Origin of the sequence: Nocardia kruczakiae NBRC 101016 (genome assembly GCF_001612965.1) — a bacterium.
Taxonomy (GTDB): Bacteria; Actinomycetota; Actinomycetes; order Mycobacteriales; family Mycobacteriaceae; genus Nocardia; species Nocardia kruczakiae.
On sequence record NZ_BDBL01000039.1, the window covers coordinates 70,530 to 89,658 of the forward strand.

Here is a 19,129-nt window from a genome sequence, read left to right on the forward strand (position 1 = left end):
ACGAAAGCTTCACAGTAAGGAGTCACCATGCAAACCCACGATGTCGTGGAAGAAACCACCGACGTAGTCGTCGTCGGCGCCGGAATGGCGGGATTGACCGCGGCGACCACGCTCGGTCGACACACCGACACCGTTGTCCTCGAATCCACCGATCGCACCGGTGGCCGCGTCGACACCGTTCGGCAGGGCGACTATTGGATCAACGTCGGTACCCAATTCACCGAGGGCACCGGCACCTTGATCGATGCACTCGACCGGCACGGCATCGAGATGGGGTCGCTCGCGGGTAAGAGCATCGCGCTGCACCTCAACGGCGCGACGGTCGACACCTCGAACCCGTTCGCGCTCATGTTCCGCACTCGGATGACCATGCTGGACCGCTTCGGCCTGGCCCTCGTCGGCTCCCGCATCCTGGCGGTGACACCGTTCCTCGAATCGGAAAGCTCTGTCGCCCAACGTGTTCGCGCCAGGCTCGACACCAAGCTCGCGTCGTATCTGCTGAAGGGAGTGCGTTCGGAACTGGCTCGCTCGGTCGTCCGATCATGGTCGGCGCAGTGGATGGGATGCGATCTGCACGAGACGGCCGCCACCCAATTCGTCACTTCGGTCGGTTTGGCACTCGCCGACCCCGAGAAGATCCCCAACTTCTCCCTTCCCGCCGGTGGCAATCAGACCCTGACCGACGTGCTGACCGAAGATCTCGGGGAACGAATCAGGCTGAACTCCGTGGTGCAATCGGTGCGCAGCGACGGTGACGGAGTCGTCGTCGACTATCTCGCCGGCGATCGCCCGGCCCGGTTGCGAGCCCGGCGAGCGATCGTGACCGCGCCCGCGGACGTCTGCGAGCGGATCATCCCGACCCTTCCGCAGCGGTACCGCAACGCGTTGAACGACATCACCTACGGGCGGTACGTCGTTGTCGGCTTCTTCACCGATGAAGCCGGGCCGCAGCGCTGGGACGACTACTTCGCCATTTCCACACCCCAGCTGTCTTTCCAGGCGGTGTTCAATCACGCCGCAGCGCTGCGCACCGGCAGCGACCGCAAGCCCGGCGGAGCGCTGGCTTGTTTCGCAGGCGGCGGTAAGGCCGACGCATTGCTCGACCTGCCCGACGAGGAGATCGTCGCCCGATTCACCGACGACCTGCTCACCGTCCTGCCCGAGCTGGAAGGGAAATTGGGGGAGGGCATACTGCGCCGGCACCACCGCGTCGTTCCGTTCTGGGCGCCCGGGCGTCGCACAACGCTCCCGGCCCTGCGCGACCCGCTCGAAAACATCTATTTCGCAGGCGATTACCAACTCGATCTGCCGTCGCTCGCCGATGCGGCCACCTCCGGCGAGCGCGCCGCGAAGGCGGCCTCGGCGAGCCTGGGGCTTCCGAGTTAGGTCGGCGGAGCACCTGCCGGCCGGCACTCGGATGCCGTCTGCCTGCACTGTGGTGGCGGCATCTCGGCGGTAACGGCGCCGGGAAACCTTCAGGTCGAGGCGCCGTGACGCGGTACCCCGGCGTAGCGCGTGTTGTCCGACTGCGACAGCAGAACGACGAAACGGCGCGCGCTCGACGGGGTGATCCGGCCGGCGGGTGCCGACGATGGCGAGGGGAGTAAGTCTGCAGTTCCAGGGCGATGTGGCTGCCATCGGCGAAGAGCACGCGGACATCGCTGCGACGTTCGCGGCCCGGTAACGCGACCTCGTTTCGGACTTCGAGCACACCGGAGTGTGTCCTTGCCCATTCGGAGGGGAGGGCCTGACTGGTCAAGCGCCACACCGGTCACACGCGGTGAATCGACCCGCGGGTCCCGTTGATCGCGGTGACGATCGGCTTGCTCAGCACTTCCGGCGTGGCGTGTCGCGGTAAAGCCGCCGCGGCCGCGATTCGCTGGCGTCGTGGAATTTGTGTCTTGTTCGGGCGTGTCGACGGGTGGGCGGCGGGGCGGCGAATGTGACGAGTGTCACTTCATGTCAGATCTGGCGGGCGGCGCGTGTCTCGGGGGTATGACTGATTTCAACTCCATCACCAAGGTGGTCGTCATCGGCGGCGGTTACGCCGGAACCGTGGCGGCCAATCGGCTGCGGCTGCGTAGCGATGTCGAGATCACGCTGGTCAACCCACGCCCGGAGTTTGTCGAGCGGATGCGGTTGCACCAGTTCGTGGCCGGTACCCACGAGGCCGCCGTCGGTTACGACACGTTGCTCGGCGCGGGTGTACGGCTGATCGTGGATCATGCCGTCCGTATCGATACCGCCGCTCGCACGGTGGAACTGGGCTCGGGGCGCACGCTCGGGTACGACTATGTGGTCTACGCGGTCGGCAGCACCGCCGCGGTGCCCGTGTCGGTGCCCGGCGCGGCCGAGTTCGCTTATCCGATCGCCGAATACGAACACGCACAGCGGCTGCGCGCCGCGCTGGGGGAACTGCCCGCGCAGGCGCCGATCGTCGTCGTCGGCGGCGGGCTCACCGGTATCGAGACCGCCGCCGAGCTCGTCGAGCAGGGCCGCGTCGTCACGCTCGTGGGTGGCGGTATGGTGGCGGCGAAATTCTCCGATCCGGCCCGGCGGGCGGTGGCGAAGTGGCTGTCCGAGAACGGAGTCGAGGTGCGCGAGCAAGCGCGGGTGCGCGAGGTGCGAGGCGACGGGGTCGTCTTGGCCGGCGGCGATGTGCTGCCCAGCGCGATCACGATCTGGACCGCCGGATTCGGAGTGCCCGAGCTGGCGGCGCGCAGCGGGCTGCGCACCGACGAACAGGGCCGGTTGCTGACCGATGAGACGTTGACCAGTATCGACGACGATCGCATTGTCGCCGCCGGGGACGCGGTCGCGCCCTCGGGCCGGCCGCTGCGGATGAGCTGTTACGCCGCTCAGCCCCTGGGCGCGCAGGCCGCAGGCAACGTGCTGGCCCGCATCGCGGGGTCCGAGCCCAGCGTGCTGGATGTGGCCTTCGTGGCGTGCACCGTGGGTTTGGGCAGCCGCGCGGGTGTGATGCAGTTCAGCCGTCGTGACGACACGCCCGTGCCGATGTACCTCGGCGGACGCGTGGCCGGACGGATCAAGGAGCGGGTTGGTCTGGCCGGGCCGATCGGGACCATCCGCAAGGAGGCCCGCAAGCCCGGTGCGATCCCCACCTTCATGGGCTTGGGCAGGCGCAAGGAATTGCGTGTAGCCGAGCCGGAGGGGATCGTGAAGCCGTGACCTCTATCGACGATCACACCGAGCGTTTCGTGCACCTGCGACCGCTGCTGTTCACCATCGTCTACGAAATCCTCGGCTCGGCAACCGAAGCCGACGATGTGTTGCAGGACAGCTATCTGCGGTGGCGGCGAGTGGACCTGACCACCGTGCGTGACACCAAATCCTATCTGGCCCAACTGGTCACCCGCCAGGCGCTGAATGTGTTGCGGGCCGGGGCCAGTCGCCGCGAGGAATACGTCGGCCCGTGGTTGCCCGAGCCGCTGCTGCTCACCGACGGCGACGCCTCGAGCGATGTGGTGCTCACCGAATCGGTCTCGATGGGGATGCTGGTTGTGCTGGAATCGCTCACTCCCATCGAGCGAGCGGTCTTCGTGCTGCGCGACGTATTCGGCTTCGGCTACGACGAAATCGCGTCCGCGACGGGCAAATCCGTCGACGCTGTGCATCAGACGGCCCGCCGCGCACGCAACCACGTGCAGGCCCGGCGCAAGCGGTACGCCCCCGTCGACACCGCCCGAACGGCCGCGGTCACCGAACGCTTCATCACTGCAGCGACCACCGGGGACATGGAAGGCTTGCTGTCGCTGCTCGCGCCCGATATCACCTGGACCACCGACAGCGGTGGCAAGGTGACCGCGCTACCGGAGCTGGTCATGGTCGGCGCCGAACGGGTGGGCGCGATTCTCATGGCGGTCTTCCGATACGCGCAGCGACGACCGCAGGTACACATCGAGACGGTGAACTGCAACAGCCAACCAGCACTCGCGTGCTACATCGACGACAAACTGGAAGCCCTTCTCGTGTTCGACATCGCCGACGACAAGATCATCGACGGCTACGGTATCCGCAATCCCGACAAACTGGCCGCCCTCGAAATCCCCCGCGCAATCAGCCGCGGCGAGACACCCACGGCGTAACCCAACTTCACGCGATGCCGGCACCCCGAAATGCCGCATTTCGGCGAGATTCCGCCACACGATCGTTTGCTACGCGCTAGCCCCAGCGGCCAGATAGCTCCTCGCGAAGTGGCCGCGCGTGGGGAATTTCAACTGGCCGCTGACACGACTGCGCAACGGCCTTGATGCACGCTCCCCAACCGTCCCGACGGCGCGAGCGCGTAACACGTGCTGCCGATGGGTCTCGCTGAGCGTGTTTCCGGCGGTTTCTCTCAGTAGGTTCGGGCGTCGGGCCGGCGGTCGGCGAAATGATCGCGAAGGCGTTGACCGCGGGCTTCGTGCGCCGTGAGGCGCTGTGATTTGAGTGGAGGTGGTCTCGATCGGTCTGTGCTCGCAACGCCGGACAAGCCCAGATCTGTAGGCACGTATTCGAATTCGTCACTGTCCGGGGATGCGGCAACGATCGGTCTTGACGTCCAGCCGGCCGTTGAGGATGTGCTGGTGGACAAACACCGTGCCGTTGCAGATGTAGGCGAGGTCGTTGTCTCTGGGCTGGATGAGAGTCGCTTCCTCGACCTTTCCGCTGGTGGGAGTGCCCTCGCCGGCCTGGCAGTTCTGCCCCGCGATGGCCTTGGTTCCGTCGAGTTCCGTCATACCGAACCCTTGCTCCGCGATGTCGCAGGTATAGACCGGCAGCGGACCGAGCGGCTCGGCTGAGGCCGTCGGCGCCCACACTGTCACCGTGGCCGCGGCGGCGACGAAGACGGTGGGCAAAAGGGACCGGGCACAACGAGCATCACGCATTTTCGACCTCCTGGGTGTCGTACCGATCCGGTCGTGCCGCCACGAGGTCGGCTTCTCCCCGCGACAGCGCAAGAACTTGCTGGACAAGCTGATCGACAGGCCGGCCGCGCTCACGCGCGGCGCCGGGCAGACAACCCGACGCGACCACGGTAGGCGCACCGCCCGCACCGGCTGACACGTCCGCTCATCCCGGCGTGTCTGGCTCCCGAACCTGTGCACCTGCAGAGTCGGACACCGGGGGGAATTGCATCGCCGGCGCGGTGTCGCGGTTGCCGAGCGGGTAGATGACGGTCTGCTCGATCCGGTCCACCGCGTCGGAAAGGTCCGACGGGTCGGTGAAGAAGGCGCGCCAGAACAGAAAGACATTGTTCGTCCGGGATCGGTACACGTAGCCGTCGGCCGGTTCCGGGCCGTCGTAGTCCGGCGGCAGCAGCACATAGGTGCCGCCCTTGCCCGCGTCGGGCCTGGCCAAGCCCACATCGCCGCGCCAGAGATGCCCGTCGATGGTCGGACCGGCGATGGGGCGCTGCCAGAAGTCGTCGAACACAGTTCGTCCCGGAGCAGCCGCACCGTCTCCGCGGTCGGGAATCCGCCTTCGAATCCGGCATCAGCAAGCTCGCCATAGCGTCCCACGCTTCGGCGCCCTTTCCCCATGGCAACGTAGCCGACGTCAGGCAACCAGCTGGCATATCCGCGATGCTTCACCCGTTTCGGATGATCCGGGACGCCGCTCTTCACGAGCACCCTGACGGGGACGAACCGAACGGTTGGAGATCTGTATGGCTGAACCGCTGCCAGGGCCGCTGCCCGGTACGCACCTGACCGAGGACTATGTCCGGTCGCTGGGGCGGCTGGCCTACCTGTGGGGGTGGCCGCTGGTGAACATGCACAACAGGCACGAAGTTTTCGCGCGGCTACCTGAACCGGGCCTGATCGACGGGGTGGTTCCCGGAGCACCTCCCGGCAGTCTGTGCATGCTCTCGGACTACATCTCGCCCAAGCAGAAACATGTGGCCTGCCCGAACCAGGATGTGGTCTACGGCGCGGGAATCCTGGCGGCCGAGTTGGGCCCGTCGGTCATTCAGGTTCCGGATTTCGGTGATCGATTCTGGGTGTATCAGGGCGTGGACCAGCGCACCGAATCATTCCTGCGGCTGGGTGCCATGTACGGCACGAAGCCGGGGTTCTACCTGCTCGCGCCCGCGGGCTGGGAAGGACCGACTCCGGCAGGCATCGAGGACGTATTCACCTTCGACACCCGTGTCGCGATCGTGCTGCCCCGGGTATTCCTCGACGACACCGCCGAGGACCGCGTCGCCATCCAACCGATCCTGCACCGGATTGTCATGTATCCCCTCGCCGACTTCACCGGCGAGACTCACCACCGTGACTGGTCGACCGTGCCGCACTTCCCCGGCGACGGCGGATCCGGGGAATCGGAAACCCAATTCGTCGTGCCGGACAAGTACTTCGACGAATTGCCCGCCATCTTGAACGAGGTCCCGGCCCGAGCGGGCGAGCAGGCCCTGCACACTTGGTTCGCCGCCCTGACGGACGCGGCCGCCACCGACGCCCGAATCGCGAATCTCTTGCGCGACACCGCGAAAGACGCCGACGCCACCCTCGTCACCGAGCTGTTCCAGTTCCGGAATATCGGGATCCCCAGCGACCACCACTGGAGCACTCAACGTAACGGTGCCGCGTTCGGCACCGACTATCTCTCCCGCACCGCGATGGACAAGGCCAACATCTTCGTCAACAGCCCGAACGAAACCGCCTACTTCTACCAGGATCTCGACGAATCAGGGACCCGCCTCGACGGCGCGAACAGCTACGCCGTCACCTTCCCGGCCGGCGGCCTGCCGCCGGTCCGCGGCTTCTGGTCGCTGACTCTCTACAACACCCATCACTTCTTTCATCCGAACGATCTGGGCCGCTACTCGCTCGGCACCAAGAACAACAACCTGCACTACGCCGACGACGGTTCACTGACCCTGATCGCAAGCGCAGAACCACCGAAAGATGCCTCCCTGCAATCGAATTGGCTGCCCGCCCCACACGGCGAGTTCTCCCTCTATCTCCGCGCCTACTGGCCCGATCAATCGGTCCTGAACGGGACGTGGACCCCGCCGGCGGTCCGCCTCCTGCCCTGACACCACCGCCGGTCATCCGGCTCCACATCGGAACAACCTCACCAGCCGGGATCCCGCGAGGGGACTGTGGGGTTCGAGCGCTGTGGCCGTCCGGCGACCAACGGCGAGATCGGCCATTCTCAGCGCCTTGCATGGCGGAATCTTCACCGCGGGGTCAGGCCGGAACCTGGTCGGCGGCGAGGAAATCGTCGACGAAGGCCAGCGCCCGGTCTTCGAAGCCCGCATAGTGGGCTTCGCGAACCGCGCCGGTGAGAGCCGCGTCGAGCAGCAGATTCCCGGCGGCATCCAGGCGCTGTCGTTTTTCCTCCGCGCCCGGCAACAGCCCTACCGACGACTGGGTGAGGCCGCAGTAGTAGGCGATTCCGTCGTCGAGTTGTGCGCTGAGCGCATCCTGCATGGGTTGAACGATCGCGTCGTCGTCTGCCACGCCCGCCAGGCCCAGCCACAGCATCCGCTTGCCCGCGAGTCGCGGTTTGCTTCGGCCGTAGGCGAATCCGTAGTTCCACACGCGATCGATCCAGCCCTTCAGAATCGCCGGGACCTGCATCCAGTACACCGGGAATACCGCGACGATCACCTCGGCGGCGAGGATGCGTCGCATATGGTCCTCGACTTCGGGGGAGTAGACCTTCTCCCGGTTGCCCCACTCCGGGAGGTCGGCGGCGGTCATCCGGGGATCGAAGTTTTCGGCGTGCAGGTCCAGCAGGTCGATTCGGTAGCCGGCGGCGGTGAGCCGGCGGGTCGCCAGGTCGGCGATATGGGCGGTCAGCGACTCGGGCCGGGGGTGAGCGACGACGACCAGCGCGGTGCGGGCGGTCGCGGTATCCACAGTCGGGTTGTGCTGCACGGGGCCTCCTGAATCCGGGAGTGTTCGAAACGCTCGGTTGTGCGTTCCGGGATCAATTCCACATCCAGGAAGATGGACGATCTATGGGTAAAGATCTACATTCGATAGGAGTTCGTCTACTCTCGATCGGGTGGATCCACTGAGCAAACTGCTGGGCGGTATTCGTGCCGAGGGAGCTGTGCTCACCACCGCGGTCCTGGACGCGCCGTGGCGCATCCGATTCGCCGACCAGGCGCCGTTGACCATGGTCACCGTACTGCGGGGTGGAGGCACACTGCTGCTTCCGGACGGTATCGAACGTCGAATCACGATGGGGGACACCGCGATAGTGCGTGGCCCGGAAACCTTCGTCCTCGTCGACACTGGCGGTACCGCCGCCCTGCCGCACGAGGAATACGAGGTCGCCTGTTTCGCGCCGGACGCGAAATGCGATCCAGAACTGGACGGTGTTCGCTGGGACGGCGACCCCGCCGGCGAGACCGCTCTGATCGTCGGCGCCTACCGGGCGTCCGGGCGGCGCCATGAACGGCTGCTGCGAGCGGTACCCCCGGTCCTGGTCGTGAACGATGACGTGGAGGTGTGCGCGTGGATGGAGTCGATGGCCGCGGACGCGGCCCGGCGACCGGCCGGAGCGCAAGCGATGATGGACCGGCTCCTCGACTGGGCGCTGGTGTGCACACTGCGCGACTGGTTCGACGGGCTGGAGGCGGACGCGCCGGGCTGGTATCGCGGGCCGGCCGATCCGGTCGTGGGCCCGGCATTGGCGGCGATGCACGGAAGGCTGTCCGCCGGTTGGACGGTCGCGTCGCTGGCTGCCGAGGCCGGGGTCTCGCGGGCGCTGTTCGCACGACGGTTCTCCGAGGTCATGGGACAGTCGCCCCTGGCGTATCTCACCCAATGCCGCATGGATGAGGCCGAGGAACTCCTGGCCGACCGGAGTCTCACCGTGGCGCAGGTAGCGAAGGCCGTCGGCTATGCGGACCCTTTCGGTTTCAGTGCGGCGTTCAAGCGCCATCGTGGCATCCGGCCCAGCGATTTCCGCGCCACCCCCGATATCGGAGCGTGAACCGGTAATTCGGGCGATTCCGCATCACCCTCCGACCAGGGCCGGGGGGATCGGGTGGACGCGCCCGATATAGGTGGCCGACGATATCGGCATGTTGCTCACGCGCGAAGCCGATGTGTTCGAAAGTTTCCGGGCCCGTCTGGAAGCGATCGCCTATCGCCTGCTGGGCTCGGCCAGTGATGCCGAGGACGCGGTACAGGAGACCTACCTGCGCTGGCAGGCCGCCGACCGTGAGTACGTCCGGACGCCCGAGGCGTGGCTGACCAAAGTGCTCACCAACCTCTGCCTCAACCAGCTCACCACGGCCCGCGCCCGCCGGGAAACGTATGTGGGACAGTGGCTTCCGGAGCCGGTGCTGGCCGGCGACTCGATGCTGGGGCCGGCCGACACCGTGGAACAGCGGGAATCGGTCTCGATCGCCATGCTCACCCTCATGGAGCGGCTCACCGCCAAGGAGCGCGTGGTGTACGTGCTGCGCGAGGCATTCGGCTATCCGCACCACGAGATCGCCGAGCTGCTCGACATCACCGAAGCCAACTGCCAGCAGGTCTACCGCCGCGCCAGACAGCATCTGTCGGTGGAGCGGGCGCGCGTCGAGGTCGACGAGGCCGCCGCTCGACGGATCGTGGAGGAATTCCTGGCCGCGGCGGTCAGTGGGCAGACCGAGAAGCTGGTGGCACTGCTCACCGATGATGCCTCCATCGTCGGTGACGGCGGCGGATTCCTCGCCACGCTGAGCCGGCCGCTTCGCGGTGCACAGCGCATCGCGCGGTTCGTGTGTCTGGCGATCAAACCCTCCAACGGCACGTGGAACAAGCTCGGCGGCAAGCCCGAGATGTTCGCCGCGATCGCCAACGGGATGCCCGCGCTGGTGCTGGTCTCCGAAGATCGGGTGGTCGGCATCGTGGTCCTGCAGGTCACCGTCGACGGCATCGCCGCCGTGCACGCCCACGTCAACCCCGACAAGCTGGCATATGCCAACCGGCAGTGGGCCAGCCGTACACCGGGAGCAGCCCTGCCCGAACTTTGGTGACGCACGTCACATCTCGTAACTGTCAGTCTTCGTGGCCCTGTCCGGTTCAGGTTTCGAACCCCACCGAGACAGGAGCACAACCATGAAGCACCGCATCGTCGTCCTCGGAGCCGGGTACGCCGGAGCCATCACCGCCGGCCGCCTGGCCAAGCGACTGCACCGCGACGACATCGAGATCACCCTGGTCAATGCCGATCCCGATTTCGTCGAACGGATCCGCCTGCACCAGCTCGCCACGGGTCAGGATCTGCCGGCCCGTCCGCTGCGGACGATCTTCGCGGGCACCGGCGTTCAGGTGCGGGTCGCACGGGTGGATTCGGTCGACGCGGACCGCAAGACCGTCGAGCTGATCGGCGAGAACGGCGCCGAGACGCTGGCCTATGACACCCTCGTCTACGCCCTGGGCAGCACCATCGCCGACATGGGTGTGCCCGGGGTCGCCGAGCACACCCACAATGTGGCCGGCAAACAGGCCGCGCTGCGGTTGCGGGAACGCCTGAACGAGTTGGTGGCGGGCGAGACCGTGCTGATCGTGGGCGGCGGCCTGACCAGCATCGAGGTTGCGACCGAGATCGCCGAGGCACGCCCGGATCTGAAGGTCGCCCTGGCAGCGCGCGGCGGCGTCGGCGACTGGCTCGACGAGAAGGCACAGACCCACCTGCGCGCCGGTTTCGAGCGTTTCGGAATTACCGTGCACGAACACGCCGACGTCACTCGCGTCACCGAAGGCGGCGTCGTCACCCGAACGGGTGCGGAGATCCCCGCTCGAACGATCGTCTGGACAGCAGGTTTCGCCGTGCACCCGATCGCGGCCGCCAGCACGCTCACCGTCTCCGAGTCCGGGCGCATCGTCGTCGACGACACCCTGCGCTCGGTCTCGCATCCCGACGTCTACGCCGTCGGCGATGCCGCGCACGCCGCGGGAGTAGGCGGCAAGACCCTGCGCATGGGCTGCGCCACCGCCTCCCCGATGGCCTGGCTGGCCGGCGACGTCATCGCCGCCCGGCTGACCGGAGGAAAGGTCCCGAACGCCCCCATCGGCTACAACAGCCAGTGCATCAGCCTCGGCCGCCGCGACGCCATCGTGCAGAAGGTCACCAAGCAGGATCAGCCGACCTCCAAGGTCGACGTCGGCCGCAAAGCGGCACGCATGAAGGAGCTGATCTGCAAGGGGACCGTGTGGAGTGTCAACCATCCCACCTTGCTGATGCCGAGCCGGCGTCGCCACCTGATCACAAACCCCACCGAGACCGGGCGTGGCCGGCCGACCAGCGACCGGACCGCCGCTGCCGAACAACGATCGACTGCAATCGTCTGATCGGCAACGCGGCTGGCGGGGCAACCCGATCAACGACCGGCCCCGGACATGCGGCGAATCGAATGCGACGAAGGCCGCTCGGAACCGCCGCAGCCATCGCGGCGAACCCGCGCCTTTGTGCGATCGCGCCGGCTGCTCGTTTGAACCGGCACGATCTAGGTCCCCGCATACGCCCGGGCGGATGCGGGGACTTACCGAGGCAGTACCCGGCCGACGGCAGGCGAACCGCTGTCCGGGTGGTGAGGTGCACAGCCGGGGCCCGAATCTCCAGCGGGGTAGTCGATCTCGAACCCTCGTGGAGAGGCGCATGGTGGACGTCGGCTTACTTCGCCCCCCGCTCGGTTGCGTGAATGTAGTTGTCGTGCGAGCCTTTTCATCCGTGGGAATCGGATCGCGGCTTCGCTGGCAGACACCGGAAGTAGAGCCGCGATCGAACACGTCTGCGTCGGGGGCAGATGCGCCCGTGGCCTGGCACGACGTGATCGGTGCCCTCGACCGCCTTGCGCCGGAAATTGCGGCAACCTGCCGCGCACGGCAGGTCCCGTCCCGCGAGCGGTCACTGCTGACAGGGCGGGGGTGGCTCCTCGACTTCTATCCCGGTGCGCGCCTGCAGTTGCGGATCGATTGGACCGGCGGCTGGGCGTTCATGCACCGTCCGGTCCCTCAGCCCGGCGCATACCGGGCTCTTCCCGGGCACGGAGCGAAGAGGATCTCCAGAAACGATGCTCGTCTGCACTGGGAGACCCGGGTAGCCGGAGATCCCAGCGTCCGCTCGGCGTTCACAGAACATGCCCTGCGCGAAAGTTTCCGGAATCAGCTCGCACGTCTGTCGCCGGCCGGAACGCACTGAGTAACCGGCCGGCGAGACCTGCGACTGAGGTCGGATTCGCCGGGAGGTCCGGGGGTAGGCAGGGGTCATGGGTGTCATCGACGAGGACATGCGCTCGATCGTGGACAGCGCCAAACTGGGGTTCGTCGCCACGGTGTGCGCGGACGGATCACCGAACCTCTCCCCGAAGGGAACCGTGCGGGTCTACGACGACGACCATCTGGTGTTCCTGAATCAGGCATCGCCGGGCACGGTCGCCAACTTGCGGCGGGATCCCCGGCTGGAGATCAACGTCGTCGACTTCCTCAAACGCCGCGGGTACCGGTTCAAGGGAACCGCCGAATTCCACGGCCCCGGCAGCGCGGTGTTCGAGTGGATTCACGACTGGTTGCTCGCCACGCAGGGACCGGGATATCCCGCGATCGAAGCGGTACTGGTGACCGTCGACCGCGCCATGCCGGTGGACTCGCCGGCGTATCAGTTCGGACATGCCACCGAGTCCGAACTGCGGGCGGCCTGGGCCAAAACGTACGGGGTCGAGTAAGTCCCGGGCCGTGAGCGGTGCGTCATCGGCCGAAAGGAGGCAGGCACGATGGCCGGGATTCCGGACGTGATGTACGCGGCCTACGTGAAGGCGCTCGGCCCGGCCGACGCGATCCACTACGGACGGTTGCCCGTGCCGCGGATCGGACCCACCGATGTGCTGGTGGCCGTCCACGCGGTCGCGGTCGACCCGGTGGACACGTTCGTGCGGTCGGGGGCCTATGCGACGCCGACTCCCTTCCCGTTCATCATCGGCCGCGACCTGGTCGGAAACGTCGCGGCGGTCGGCGACGGTGCAGTCGGCTATGCGGTCGGCGACGCGGTGTGGTGCAACAGTCTGGGCCACGGTGGCCGGCAGGGCTCGTTCGCGCAGTACGCGGTTGTCCCGGTCGACCGGCTGTACCACCTGCCCGGCGGGGTGGATCCGGTCCAGGCGGTCGGTGTCGCGCATCCGGCTGCCACGGCGTGGCTCGGACTGTTCCGGCACGCTCGGCTCGGGTTGGGAGACGCCGTCTATATCGGCGGCGGTGCCGGAAACGTCGGCGATGCCGCGGTCCGCCTGGCACGCACGGCCGGCGCGCGGGTGATCGCGTCCGCCTCCGGGGACGGGCTCGAGCGGGTCCGGAATGCGGGGGCCACTGTGGTGGTCGACTACCGCGACCCCGGCATGGTCGAGCAGATCCGGGCGGCGGCGCCCGACGGGTTGGAGGTGTATTGGGACACCTCGGGCCACCACGACTTCGACGTCGCGGTCACATTGCTGGCCCGCGGGGGCCGGCTCCTGCTGACCGCGGCCGGACCACAGGCGCGGGTGCCGCTCCCTGTCGACCGCGCCTACACCCACGACGTCACCGTGGCCGGGTTCGCGATCAGCAACGCCACCGTCACCGACCTGGCCGCCGCCGCGACCGCGCTCAACCACACGCTCGCCGACCGAACCCTGGCCGCACGGATCGCCGACACGATGCCCCTGGCGCGAGCAGCCGAAGCACACCACCGTCTCGAAAAGGGCGGCGTCCACGGACGGCTCATCCTGATGCCCTGACGATGAACCGAGCCTGGCTCAGGACGCGGTAGGTTCGCGCGAAACGAAAAGGGAGTGGGCTGTGAAAGATCCGCATCGTCGACCGGAGTCGCCGAAGATCGACCTGCGGGACGCAGCCGCGGTTACCGCGGGATTCATCGCGCTGGTCCTCGGTCTGCTGACCGGCACCGCCGGAATCGCATGGATCCTCTATGTAGTAACCGGTCTCGAAGAGCACGAACCCGATTCGTCGGTCGAGATCGCTCACACCCACTTGATCGTGGGGATCGTCGTCGTGGCCATCGGACTGCTCTGGTTCGTTGGCGGATTCTTGCTGCTGGCGGAAAAGACCGCGGGCCGAGTCTTGTTGATTCTCGCGTCCGGCGCGGCGCTGATCGCGAGCATCGCGCAACTGGTCGACAGCGGTTTCGCCTACTTGTTCATCCCGATCATTGGGAGCCTTCTGATTCTCGTCCTGTGCGTGGTCCCGGCAACGGACCGCGAGACGGCGTCGGAGGAGTGACCCGGCGGGGTTGGGATGGAGGTTGTCGGGGCCGGAGAAGCCGGGTGCCAGGGTGTTCGGCGCAGCGGGGTTTACGCGGCACGACGATCTCACACCGGCCACGGCTCGCGGACAATCGTGGATCATCGGACGGCCGGCGGAAGGACCGCTTTACCCCTATCGAGGATCCGCGTTCGCGACCGGAGCCCACACCAACCCGGGCCGATCGGCTGTGTGGTCGATTCACGGTCGTGCCTCGAGTGCGACGCTGACCGGGTCAGCGACACCGCGCTACCGGCACTCCGACCAAACGGGTTTCCTCGGCGGTATCCACGTCGACCTCGACACCCTGTTGGAAAAGCAGCACGATGTCGGAACCTCCGAAGGTGAAGTAGCCGAATTCGTCTCCCTTGGTCATGTGTTTTCCGGGGGTGCAGGTGAGGGTGACCGATGCGACGTTCTGCATGCCGACGCACACGACCGCGACCGTTCCGATGTCGCCGTCGGGGGATTCGGCGGTGTCGATGACGACCACGCCGCGGGTCTGGAAGAACTCGAAGCCGGTTTCCGCGTTGTCCTGGCCCTTCAAACCGTGGTCGGACAGCTCGACCTGCATGAACGCTTGCCCGTGAGTCACGAACGACTCTTTGACGACACCGCTCACCGGGAGGTGGAAGCGGTGATAGGCGTTGGTCGGCAACATGTAATGGGCGAAGGTTCCGCCGGCGAATTTCCCGGCGTATTCGCTGCCGGTGAGCAGCGTTTCGATATTTCCGTACTTGTGTGTGCCTTTGATCGTCGTCGCCGGAATGTTCGAGGCGTCGTCGATGCCGTAACGGTGCTGGAACATGCAATCGGCGGGCGAGGATATCGACTTGTTGTTGCCCGGTTCGGCGACCGGTCGCAGACCTCCGTTCAATTCGCGGGCGAAGAACTGGTTGAACGTCATCCAGCCGCTGGGCGCGTTCGGCTTGCCGTCGATCATGGAATCGCCCACGTGATATTCCGGAGCATTGTCGACGAACGATTTCAGCACGTCCGCCCCGAAGGATTCGGGAGTGTCGAGAAAACTTCCCCAGTCGCGGGCGAAGTCGGTGACCCATTCCCGGAAGGTGTCCGACCCGTACGCCACGGACGTGTCACGGTCGTCCGTCTTCTGGTCGATGATCCAGAAGAAGTGGGAAAGCCGGTCGCTGACCTCCTGGGAGTACCGGTGCTGTGGCGCTTGGGCGCGCCATGCGGGCGAGTCGGTCTCCCGCGGTACCCAGCGAGCGAAATCATCGATGTAGTCGATATATTCCGCGACCGACTGCGGCCACGGTAACGCCGCCAGCAGTTCGTCCTTCAGCCCCTGCTCGGCGACCAGGCGCGCCTGCACCAATGATCGCTCCAGGCCGGCGGCCAGGTCCGGATCCTCGTCGAGAAGGTCTCTGAGCCGCTGCGCGATCGCCATGTCGCTCACGTCGAACTCCTTCCGCTCACCGCCCCACCGTTGGATTACCCCCGCGGCCTCGTCTACACCGTGCGGGTGCGCGGGGTGAATCGCGGCGACCAGCGCTACGGCACGTCGTGGTATTCGCCGGCGGTCAGTGGGCGCGCGTACATGTGGCCGTCGCGGATGCCGAATTCGATGCGGCAGGGAAAGCTCGGGACTTCGGCGTCGGCGCGGTGATGATGAGTGACGAGCATGGCCATCGCCCAGTCGCGCAGCGGCACGGGCAGGGTGAGCGTGGTTCCGTCGCGTAGTCGTAGGTGGGGTTCGCCGCGGCCGAGGGGGTCGGCGAGGGCGATGCCGGCGATGTCGAGAATCAGGCCGGTGTCGGTCGCGGAGGCGACCACGGGTGGGTCGAGCGCGAGAACCATATCGGCAACTTAGCCGCCGATTCCGTCGCGAGCACGGTGTGCGGGCTCGTGTCGGCTGCGGGTTTTCCCGGCAGGTCTACCAGCTGTGACCAGCATCGTTGCCGACGCGCGAATGTGCGTGCACTATCGAAATCGGCCGATCAAGGATGCTCGTGCAGGACCGAGCGGGCCCGGCCGCCGAATGCGTGAAATCCCTTGGCGACTCGTCACTCTCACATCGTGAACGGTGAGCCCTGCTCCCGGTCACGGCTGGTGTTCCGCCCCGGCCTCGGCAGACCTTGGCGGTGGTAGCAGCGAACGGAATCGTCGCGGAGAGGAGCGAATGCGATGACAGACACCCTGACCGATATTCCCACCGCACCCCTTCGGCTCGCACGGCCCGTCCCGGTCGCGCGGGCGACCTCGGCCCGCCCGGTCCCGGTGACCGGGGCCGCGAGCGAGTGGCATGAGGCGAAGACGGTGCTCGTCACCCGCGTCGCCGGCCCGCAGCAGTTGGTGACCGTCCCGCGCCTGGTCGTTCCTATCGGGTTCGGCCAGTTGGCGTTTCGTATCTCGTCGCGGGCGCCGGAAGCCGACGATCTGGTGCGCGATGGGCGGGTGCTGGTCCAGGCCGGTGATTGGCGCGGTCATCCGGCGCTGGGATCCCATCAGCGCCAGGGACACGCGCAGGTGGTGACCGCGGGCACGCTGGTGTCGTTCGTTCACGCCGAGATCGAAGCCAAGTATCGGTGGCGAATTCCGCTGGCGAAGTTCGGCCACCGGCTGGCGCGGGGAAATGCCCCCTACGGCGACGTCGTCGTTCTCGTCACGGTGCAGGAGTCTCCGTCTCGGATGCTGCCACCGTCGCCCTGACCGACGCCCGACTCGTGTCGCCGAACGAAGCGATGCCGCCGGGGTGGCGATCGGCCCGGCGGCATCGCAACGACTTTCGCGCAGCCCGTCATGCCGTCGGCCTACGCGCGGGCCGGCGCCGGGCAGGACGTCGGCCGCACTTCTCTGTTACCCGCTCCGCTATCGTCAGCAAACCTTCAGCGCTCGGATTCGAATCACAATCGCCTGATGTGCGGAAGTATTCGATCGACGTTTTCCTCCACGTCACCGAGGGTGCATCGAGTCGACGAACGGCATGCCGCCACTGCGCGCGGCGGGTTTGCTGCCGCGGGTCGCTGAGAAGTCGGGAACGATCGGGACATCACCGAGGTGAGGAGTTCGCCGCCTGCTCCTGGATGCGGGGGAAGGGTTGTTCGGCCTCGAGGAGGTAGGCCAGTTCGATCAGCGTGCGCTCGTCGCCGTATGCGGCCGACAGTTGCACGCCGACCGGCAGGCCGTCGGGGGTGCGGCCCATGGGGAGCGAGACGGCCGGGGTGCCCGCGATGTTGTTCACCGGCGTATAGCTGACGTAGCGGGTGAGCCGGTCGATGAGTTCGGGGAAGGGGACCGTCGGTGCGATGTGGCCCAGCGGCGGCGTCGTGTGCGAGAGTACCGGCGACACAACGACTTCCAGGTGGGTGAACATTCGCGCGTAGGTGGCCGGGATGCGTCGCAGCCGGCGCAGTGCCGCCGGTGTGCGGTGCAGGTTGCGCCGGTGATGGGCGCGTAGTCCGCGCGTGAGTCCGTCGGTGGCGGCGGCGTCGAACGAGCGATCCAGGATGAGCTTGCCCGTGCTCACCGCGAGATCGGCCAGCAGCGCCCAGTATTGGACGAAATCGGCGGCGAACTCCTCGGTGACCGGGAGCGCGATCGGTTCGACGACGTGCCCGGCCTTCTCCAGCAGCGTGGCGGTGTGCTCGACCGCGGCTCGGGTGGGTGCGTCGACCTCGGCGCCGGTGACGCTGTGCATGACCAGCCCGACTCGCAGCCGTCGTCGCGCCGGGCCTCGGACTTCGCCGATGGGGGCGAGTTTCGGGTTGCGCCAGACGTTCTCGGCCGCGGCGACGAATGCCGCGGTGTCACGTACGGTACGGGTGAGCACGCCTTCGGAGATCATGCGGATCGGCAGGCTCCGCACCTGTTCGCCGTCGATGTGGCGGCCGCGGCTCGGCTTGAGTCCGACGAGTCCGCCGCATGCGGCGGGGATGCGGATGGATCCGCCGCCGTCGTTGGCGTGCGCGATCGGGACCACGCCCGCCGCGACGAGTGCGGCCGACCCGCCGGACGAGGCGCCGACCGAGCGGTCCAGATCCCACGGATTGCGTACGGGCGGTTCGGTCATGAATTCGGTGGTGGCGTTGAAGCCGAACTCCGGCAATCGCGATTTACCGAGCAGCGTCAGCCCGGTGCCGAGCAACTGGTCGGTGTAGGCGCCGTTCTTCGCGGCGGGCCGCGCCCGGAACGCCTCGCTGCCGTGGTTGGTCGGCAGGCCCGCGACGTCGGAATTGTCCTTCACGAAGGTCGGCACGCCGTAGAGGGCGGCATCGGAGCGCGAGTGGTAGCGCGGAGCGTCGTAGATCGCGCAGGCGACGGCGTCGAGTTGCGGGTCGACCGCGCGCGCCCGCTCGATGGCGGCGGCGGCGAGCTCCTGCGGGCTGACCGAGCCGTCGCGGACCAGTCCGGCGAGGGCGACCGCGTCATGCTCGGCGAGCGCATCGTCGCGGAATGCGTGAAGGGACGTCATGGCGGCTGAGTCTAGAAGAATTTACAGACTCTGCCCAGAGGGAAACTGTAAGGAGTTACAGAGATGGCCTAGGGTGGGCCGCGTGACCCCGCGCCGCCACCGTCCCAGCGCCCAGGCTCGCCGCGAAGCCCTGCTCGCGGCCGCTGTCGAGGTCACCGCGGCCGTGGGTGTGGCCGGAGTGACCCACCGCGCGGTCACCGAAAAAGCCGGCCTGCCGCTCACCACCGTCGGCTACTTCTTCGACTCGATCGACGCGCTGACCGAGGAAGCGCTGCGCGTCTACACCGACGCCGACGCCGATGCCCAGGTCGCGCTCGCCGAGGCGCTGGCCGAGGCGCACAGCACACCCGACGAGATCGCCGCCGCGCTGTCGTCGGCCGCGACCCCGCGCTCGCCGGAGACGCCGGCATTGTTCGAGGCCTATCTGCACGCCGCGCGGCATCCGGAG

Annotated in this window: 18 protein-coding genes; 12 read left to right on the top strand and 6 right to left on the bottom strand. The window is 67.2% G+C overall.

Features of this window, described 5'->3' with window-relative positions:
• The first annotated feature begins 27 nt into the window (after positions 1–27).
• The 3 genes from NK1_RS25835 to sigJ (NK1_RS25845) all read left to right on the top strand — a co-directional run bounded on the left by NK1_RS25835 (position 28) and on the right by sigJ (NK1_RS25845) (position 4,106).
• Positions 28–1,386: a flavin monoamine oxidase family protein gene (locus NK1_RS25835; RefSeq protein ID WP_063012741.1), complete on the top strand. Its 1,359-nt coding sequence runs from the start codon at positions 28–30 to the stop codon at positions 1,384–1,386.
• A gap of 609 nt (positions 1,387–1,995) precedes the next feature.
• Positions 1,996–3,189, top strand: a complete 1,194-nt coding sequence (locus NK1_RS25840) for an NAD(P)/FAD-dependent oxidoreductase (RefSeq protein ID WP_063012743.1) — start codon at positions 1,996–1,998, stop codon at positions 3,187–3,189.
• A complete protein-coding gene (gene sigJ / locus NK1_RS25845) occupies positions 3,186–4,106 on the top strand; it encodes an RNA polymerase sigma factor SigJ (RefSeq protein WP_063012745.1) in 921 nt (306 codons plus the stop codon). Before NK1_RS25840 ends, sigJ (NK1_RS25845) begins: the two co-directional genes overlap by 4 nt.
• Positions 4,107–4,523: 417 nt before the next feature.
• Here sigJ (NK1_RS25845) and NK1_RS25850 read toward each other — a convergent pair whose 3' ends face one another.
• Positions 4,524–5,003 (bottom strand): hypothetical protein, encoded by a 480-nt coding sequence (locus NK1_RS25850; RefSeq protein ID WP_167354305.1) that lies wholly within the window; start codon positions 5,001–5,003, stop codon positions 4,524–4,526.
• Positions 5,004–5,073: 70 nt separating this feature from the next.
• Positions 5,074–5,436: a DUF1254 domain-containing protein gene (locus tag NK1_RS25860; RefSeq protein ID WP_063012751.1), complete on the bottom strand. Its 363-nt coding sequence runs from the start codon at positions 5,434–5,436 to the stop codon at positions 5,074–5,076.
• Positions 5,437–5,668: 232 nt separating this feature from the next.
• Here NK1_RS25860 and NK1_RS25865 point away from each other — a divergent pair, with 232 nt between their 5' ends.
• The gene (locus tag NK1_RS25865) at positions 5,669–7,042 is read left to right on the top strand and encodes a DUF1214 domain-containing protein (RefSeq protein ID WP_063012753.1); all 1,374 of its coding nucleotides are present in this window, start codon (positions 5,669–5,671) and stop codon (positions 7,040–7,042) included.
• Positions 7,043–7,196: 154 nt separating this feature from the next.
• On the opposite strand, the gene NK1_RS25870 is transcribed toward NK1_RS25865, so the two are convergent.
• Positions 7,197–7,889, bottom strand: coding sequence for an NAD(P)H oxidoreductase (locus NK1_RS25870; protein ID WP_157104442.1), 693 nt, complete (start codon positions 7,887–7,889; stop codon positions 7,197–7,199).
• Positions 7,890–8,019: 130 nt separating this feature from the next.
• Here NK1_RS25870 and NK1_RS25875 point away from each other — a divergent pair, with 130 nt between their 5' ends.
• The 6 genes from NK1_RS25875 to NK1_RS25905 all read left to right on the top strand — a co-directional run bounded on the left by NK1_RS25875 (position 8,020) and on the right by NK1_RS25905 (position 14,225).
• Positions 8,020–8,955, top strand: coding sequence for an AraC family transcriptional regulator (locus tag NK1_RS25875; protein ID WP_063012755.1), 936 nt, complete (start codon positions 8,020–8,022; stop codon positions 8,953–8,955).
• 91 nt (positions 8,956–9,046) lie between these two features.
• Positions 9,047–9,988 carry an RNA polymerase sigma factor SigJ gene (gene sigJ / locus NK1_RS25880; protein ID WP_063012800.1) on the top strand — a complete coding sequence of 314 codons (942 nt, stop codon included), beginning with the start codon at positions 9,047–9,049 and terminating at the stop codon, positions 9,986–9,988.
• Positions 9,989–10,070: 82 nt separating this feature from the next.
• Positions 10,071–11,306 (top strand): NAD(P)/FAD-dependent oxidoreductase, encoded by a 1,236-nt coding sequence (locus NK1_RS25885; RefSeq protein ID WP_084461558.1) that lies wholly within the window; start codon positions 10,071–10,073, stop codon positions 11,304–11,306.
• Between the two features lie 917 nt (positions 11,307–12,223).
• Entirely contained in the window at positions 12,224–12,679 is a 456-nt protein-coding gene (locus tag NK1_RS25895; protein ID WP_063012759.1) for a pyridoxamine 5'-phosphate oxidase family protein, read from the top strand.
• Positions 12,680–12,727: 48 nt separating this feature from the next.
• Positions 12,728–13,723, top strand: coding sequence for an NADPH:quinone reductase (locus NK1_RS25900; RefSeq protein ID WP_063012761.1), 996 nt, complete (start codon positions 12,728–12,730; stop codon positions 13,721–13,723).
• Positions 13,724–13,784: 61 nt separating this feature from the next.
• The gene (locus NK1_RS25905; RefSeq protein WP_063012763.1) at positions 13,785–14,225 is read left to right on the top strand and encodes a hypothetical protein; all 441 of its coding nucleotides are present in this window, start codon (positions 13,785–13,787) and stop codon (positions 14,223–14,225) included.
• A 256-nt stretch (positions 14,226–14,481) separates the two neighbouring features.
• On the opposite strand, the gene NK1_RS25910 is transcribed toward NK1_RS25905, so the two are convergent.
• Both NK1_RS25910 and NK1_RS25915 read right to left on the bottom strand, forming a co-directional pair.
• Positions 14,482–15,657, bottom strand: a complete 1,176-nt coding sequence (locus NK1_RS25910) for a phosphatidylserine decarboxylase (protein WP_245660823.1) — start codon at positions 15,655–15,657, stop codon at positions 14,482–14,484.
• A 104-nt stretch (positions 15,658–15,761) separates the two neighbouring features.
• On the bottom strand, positions 15,762–16,067 hold the full coding sequence (locus NK1_RS25915; protein WP_063012767.1) for a hypothetical protein: 306 nt from the start codon (positions 16,065–16,067) through the stop codon (positions 15,762–15,764).
• Between the two features lie 327 nt (positions 16,068–16,394).
• Between NK1_RS25915 and NK1_RS25920 the strand changes: the two genes are divergently transcribed.
• Positions 16,395–16,919: a hypothetical protein gene (locus NK1_RS25920; protein ID WP_063012769.1), complete on the top strand. Its 525-nt coding sequence runs from the start codon at positions 16,395–16,397 to the stop codon at positions 16,917–16,919.
• A gap of 340 nt (positions 16,920–17,259) precedes the next feature.
• Here NK1_RS25920 and NK1_RS25925 read toward each other — a convergent pair whose 3' ends face one another.
• Positions 17,260–18,681, bottom strand: coding sequence for an amidase (locus tag NK1_RS25925; RefSeq protein WP_063012771.1), 1,422 nt, complete (start codon positions 18,679–18,681; stop codon positions 17,260–17,262).
• An 82-nt stretch (positions 18,682–18,763) separates the two neighbouring features.
• Here NK1_RS25925 and NK1_RS25930 point away from each other — a divergent pair.
• A partial coding sequence (locus NK1_RS25930; RefSeq protein WP_167354306.1) for a TetR/AcrR family transcriptional regulator occupies positions 18,764–19,129 on the top strand: 366 nt, incomplete at its 3' end.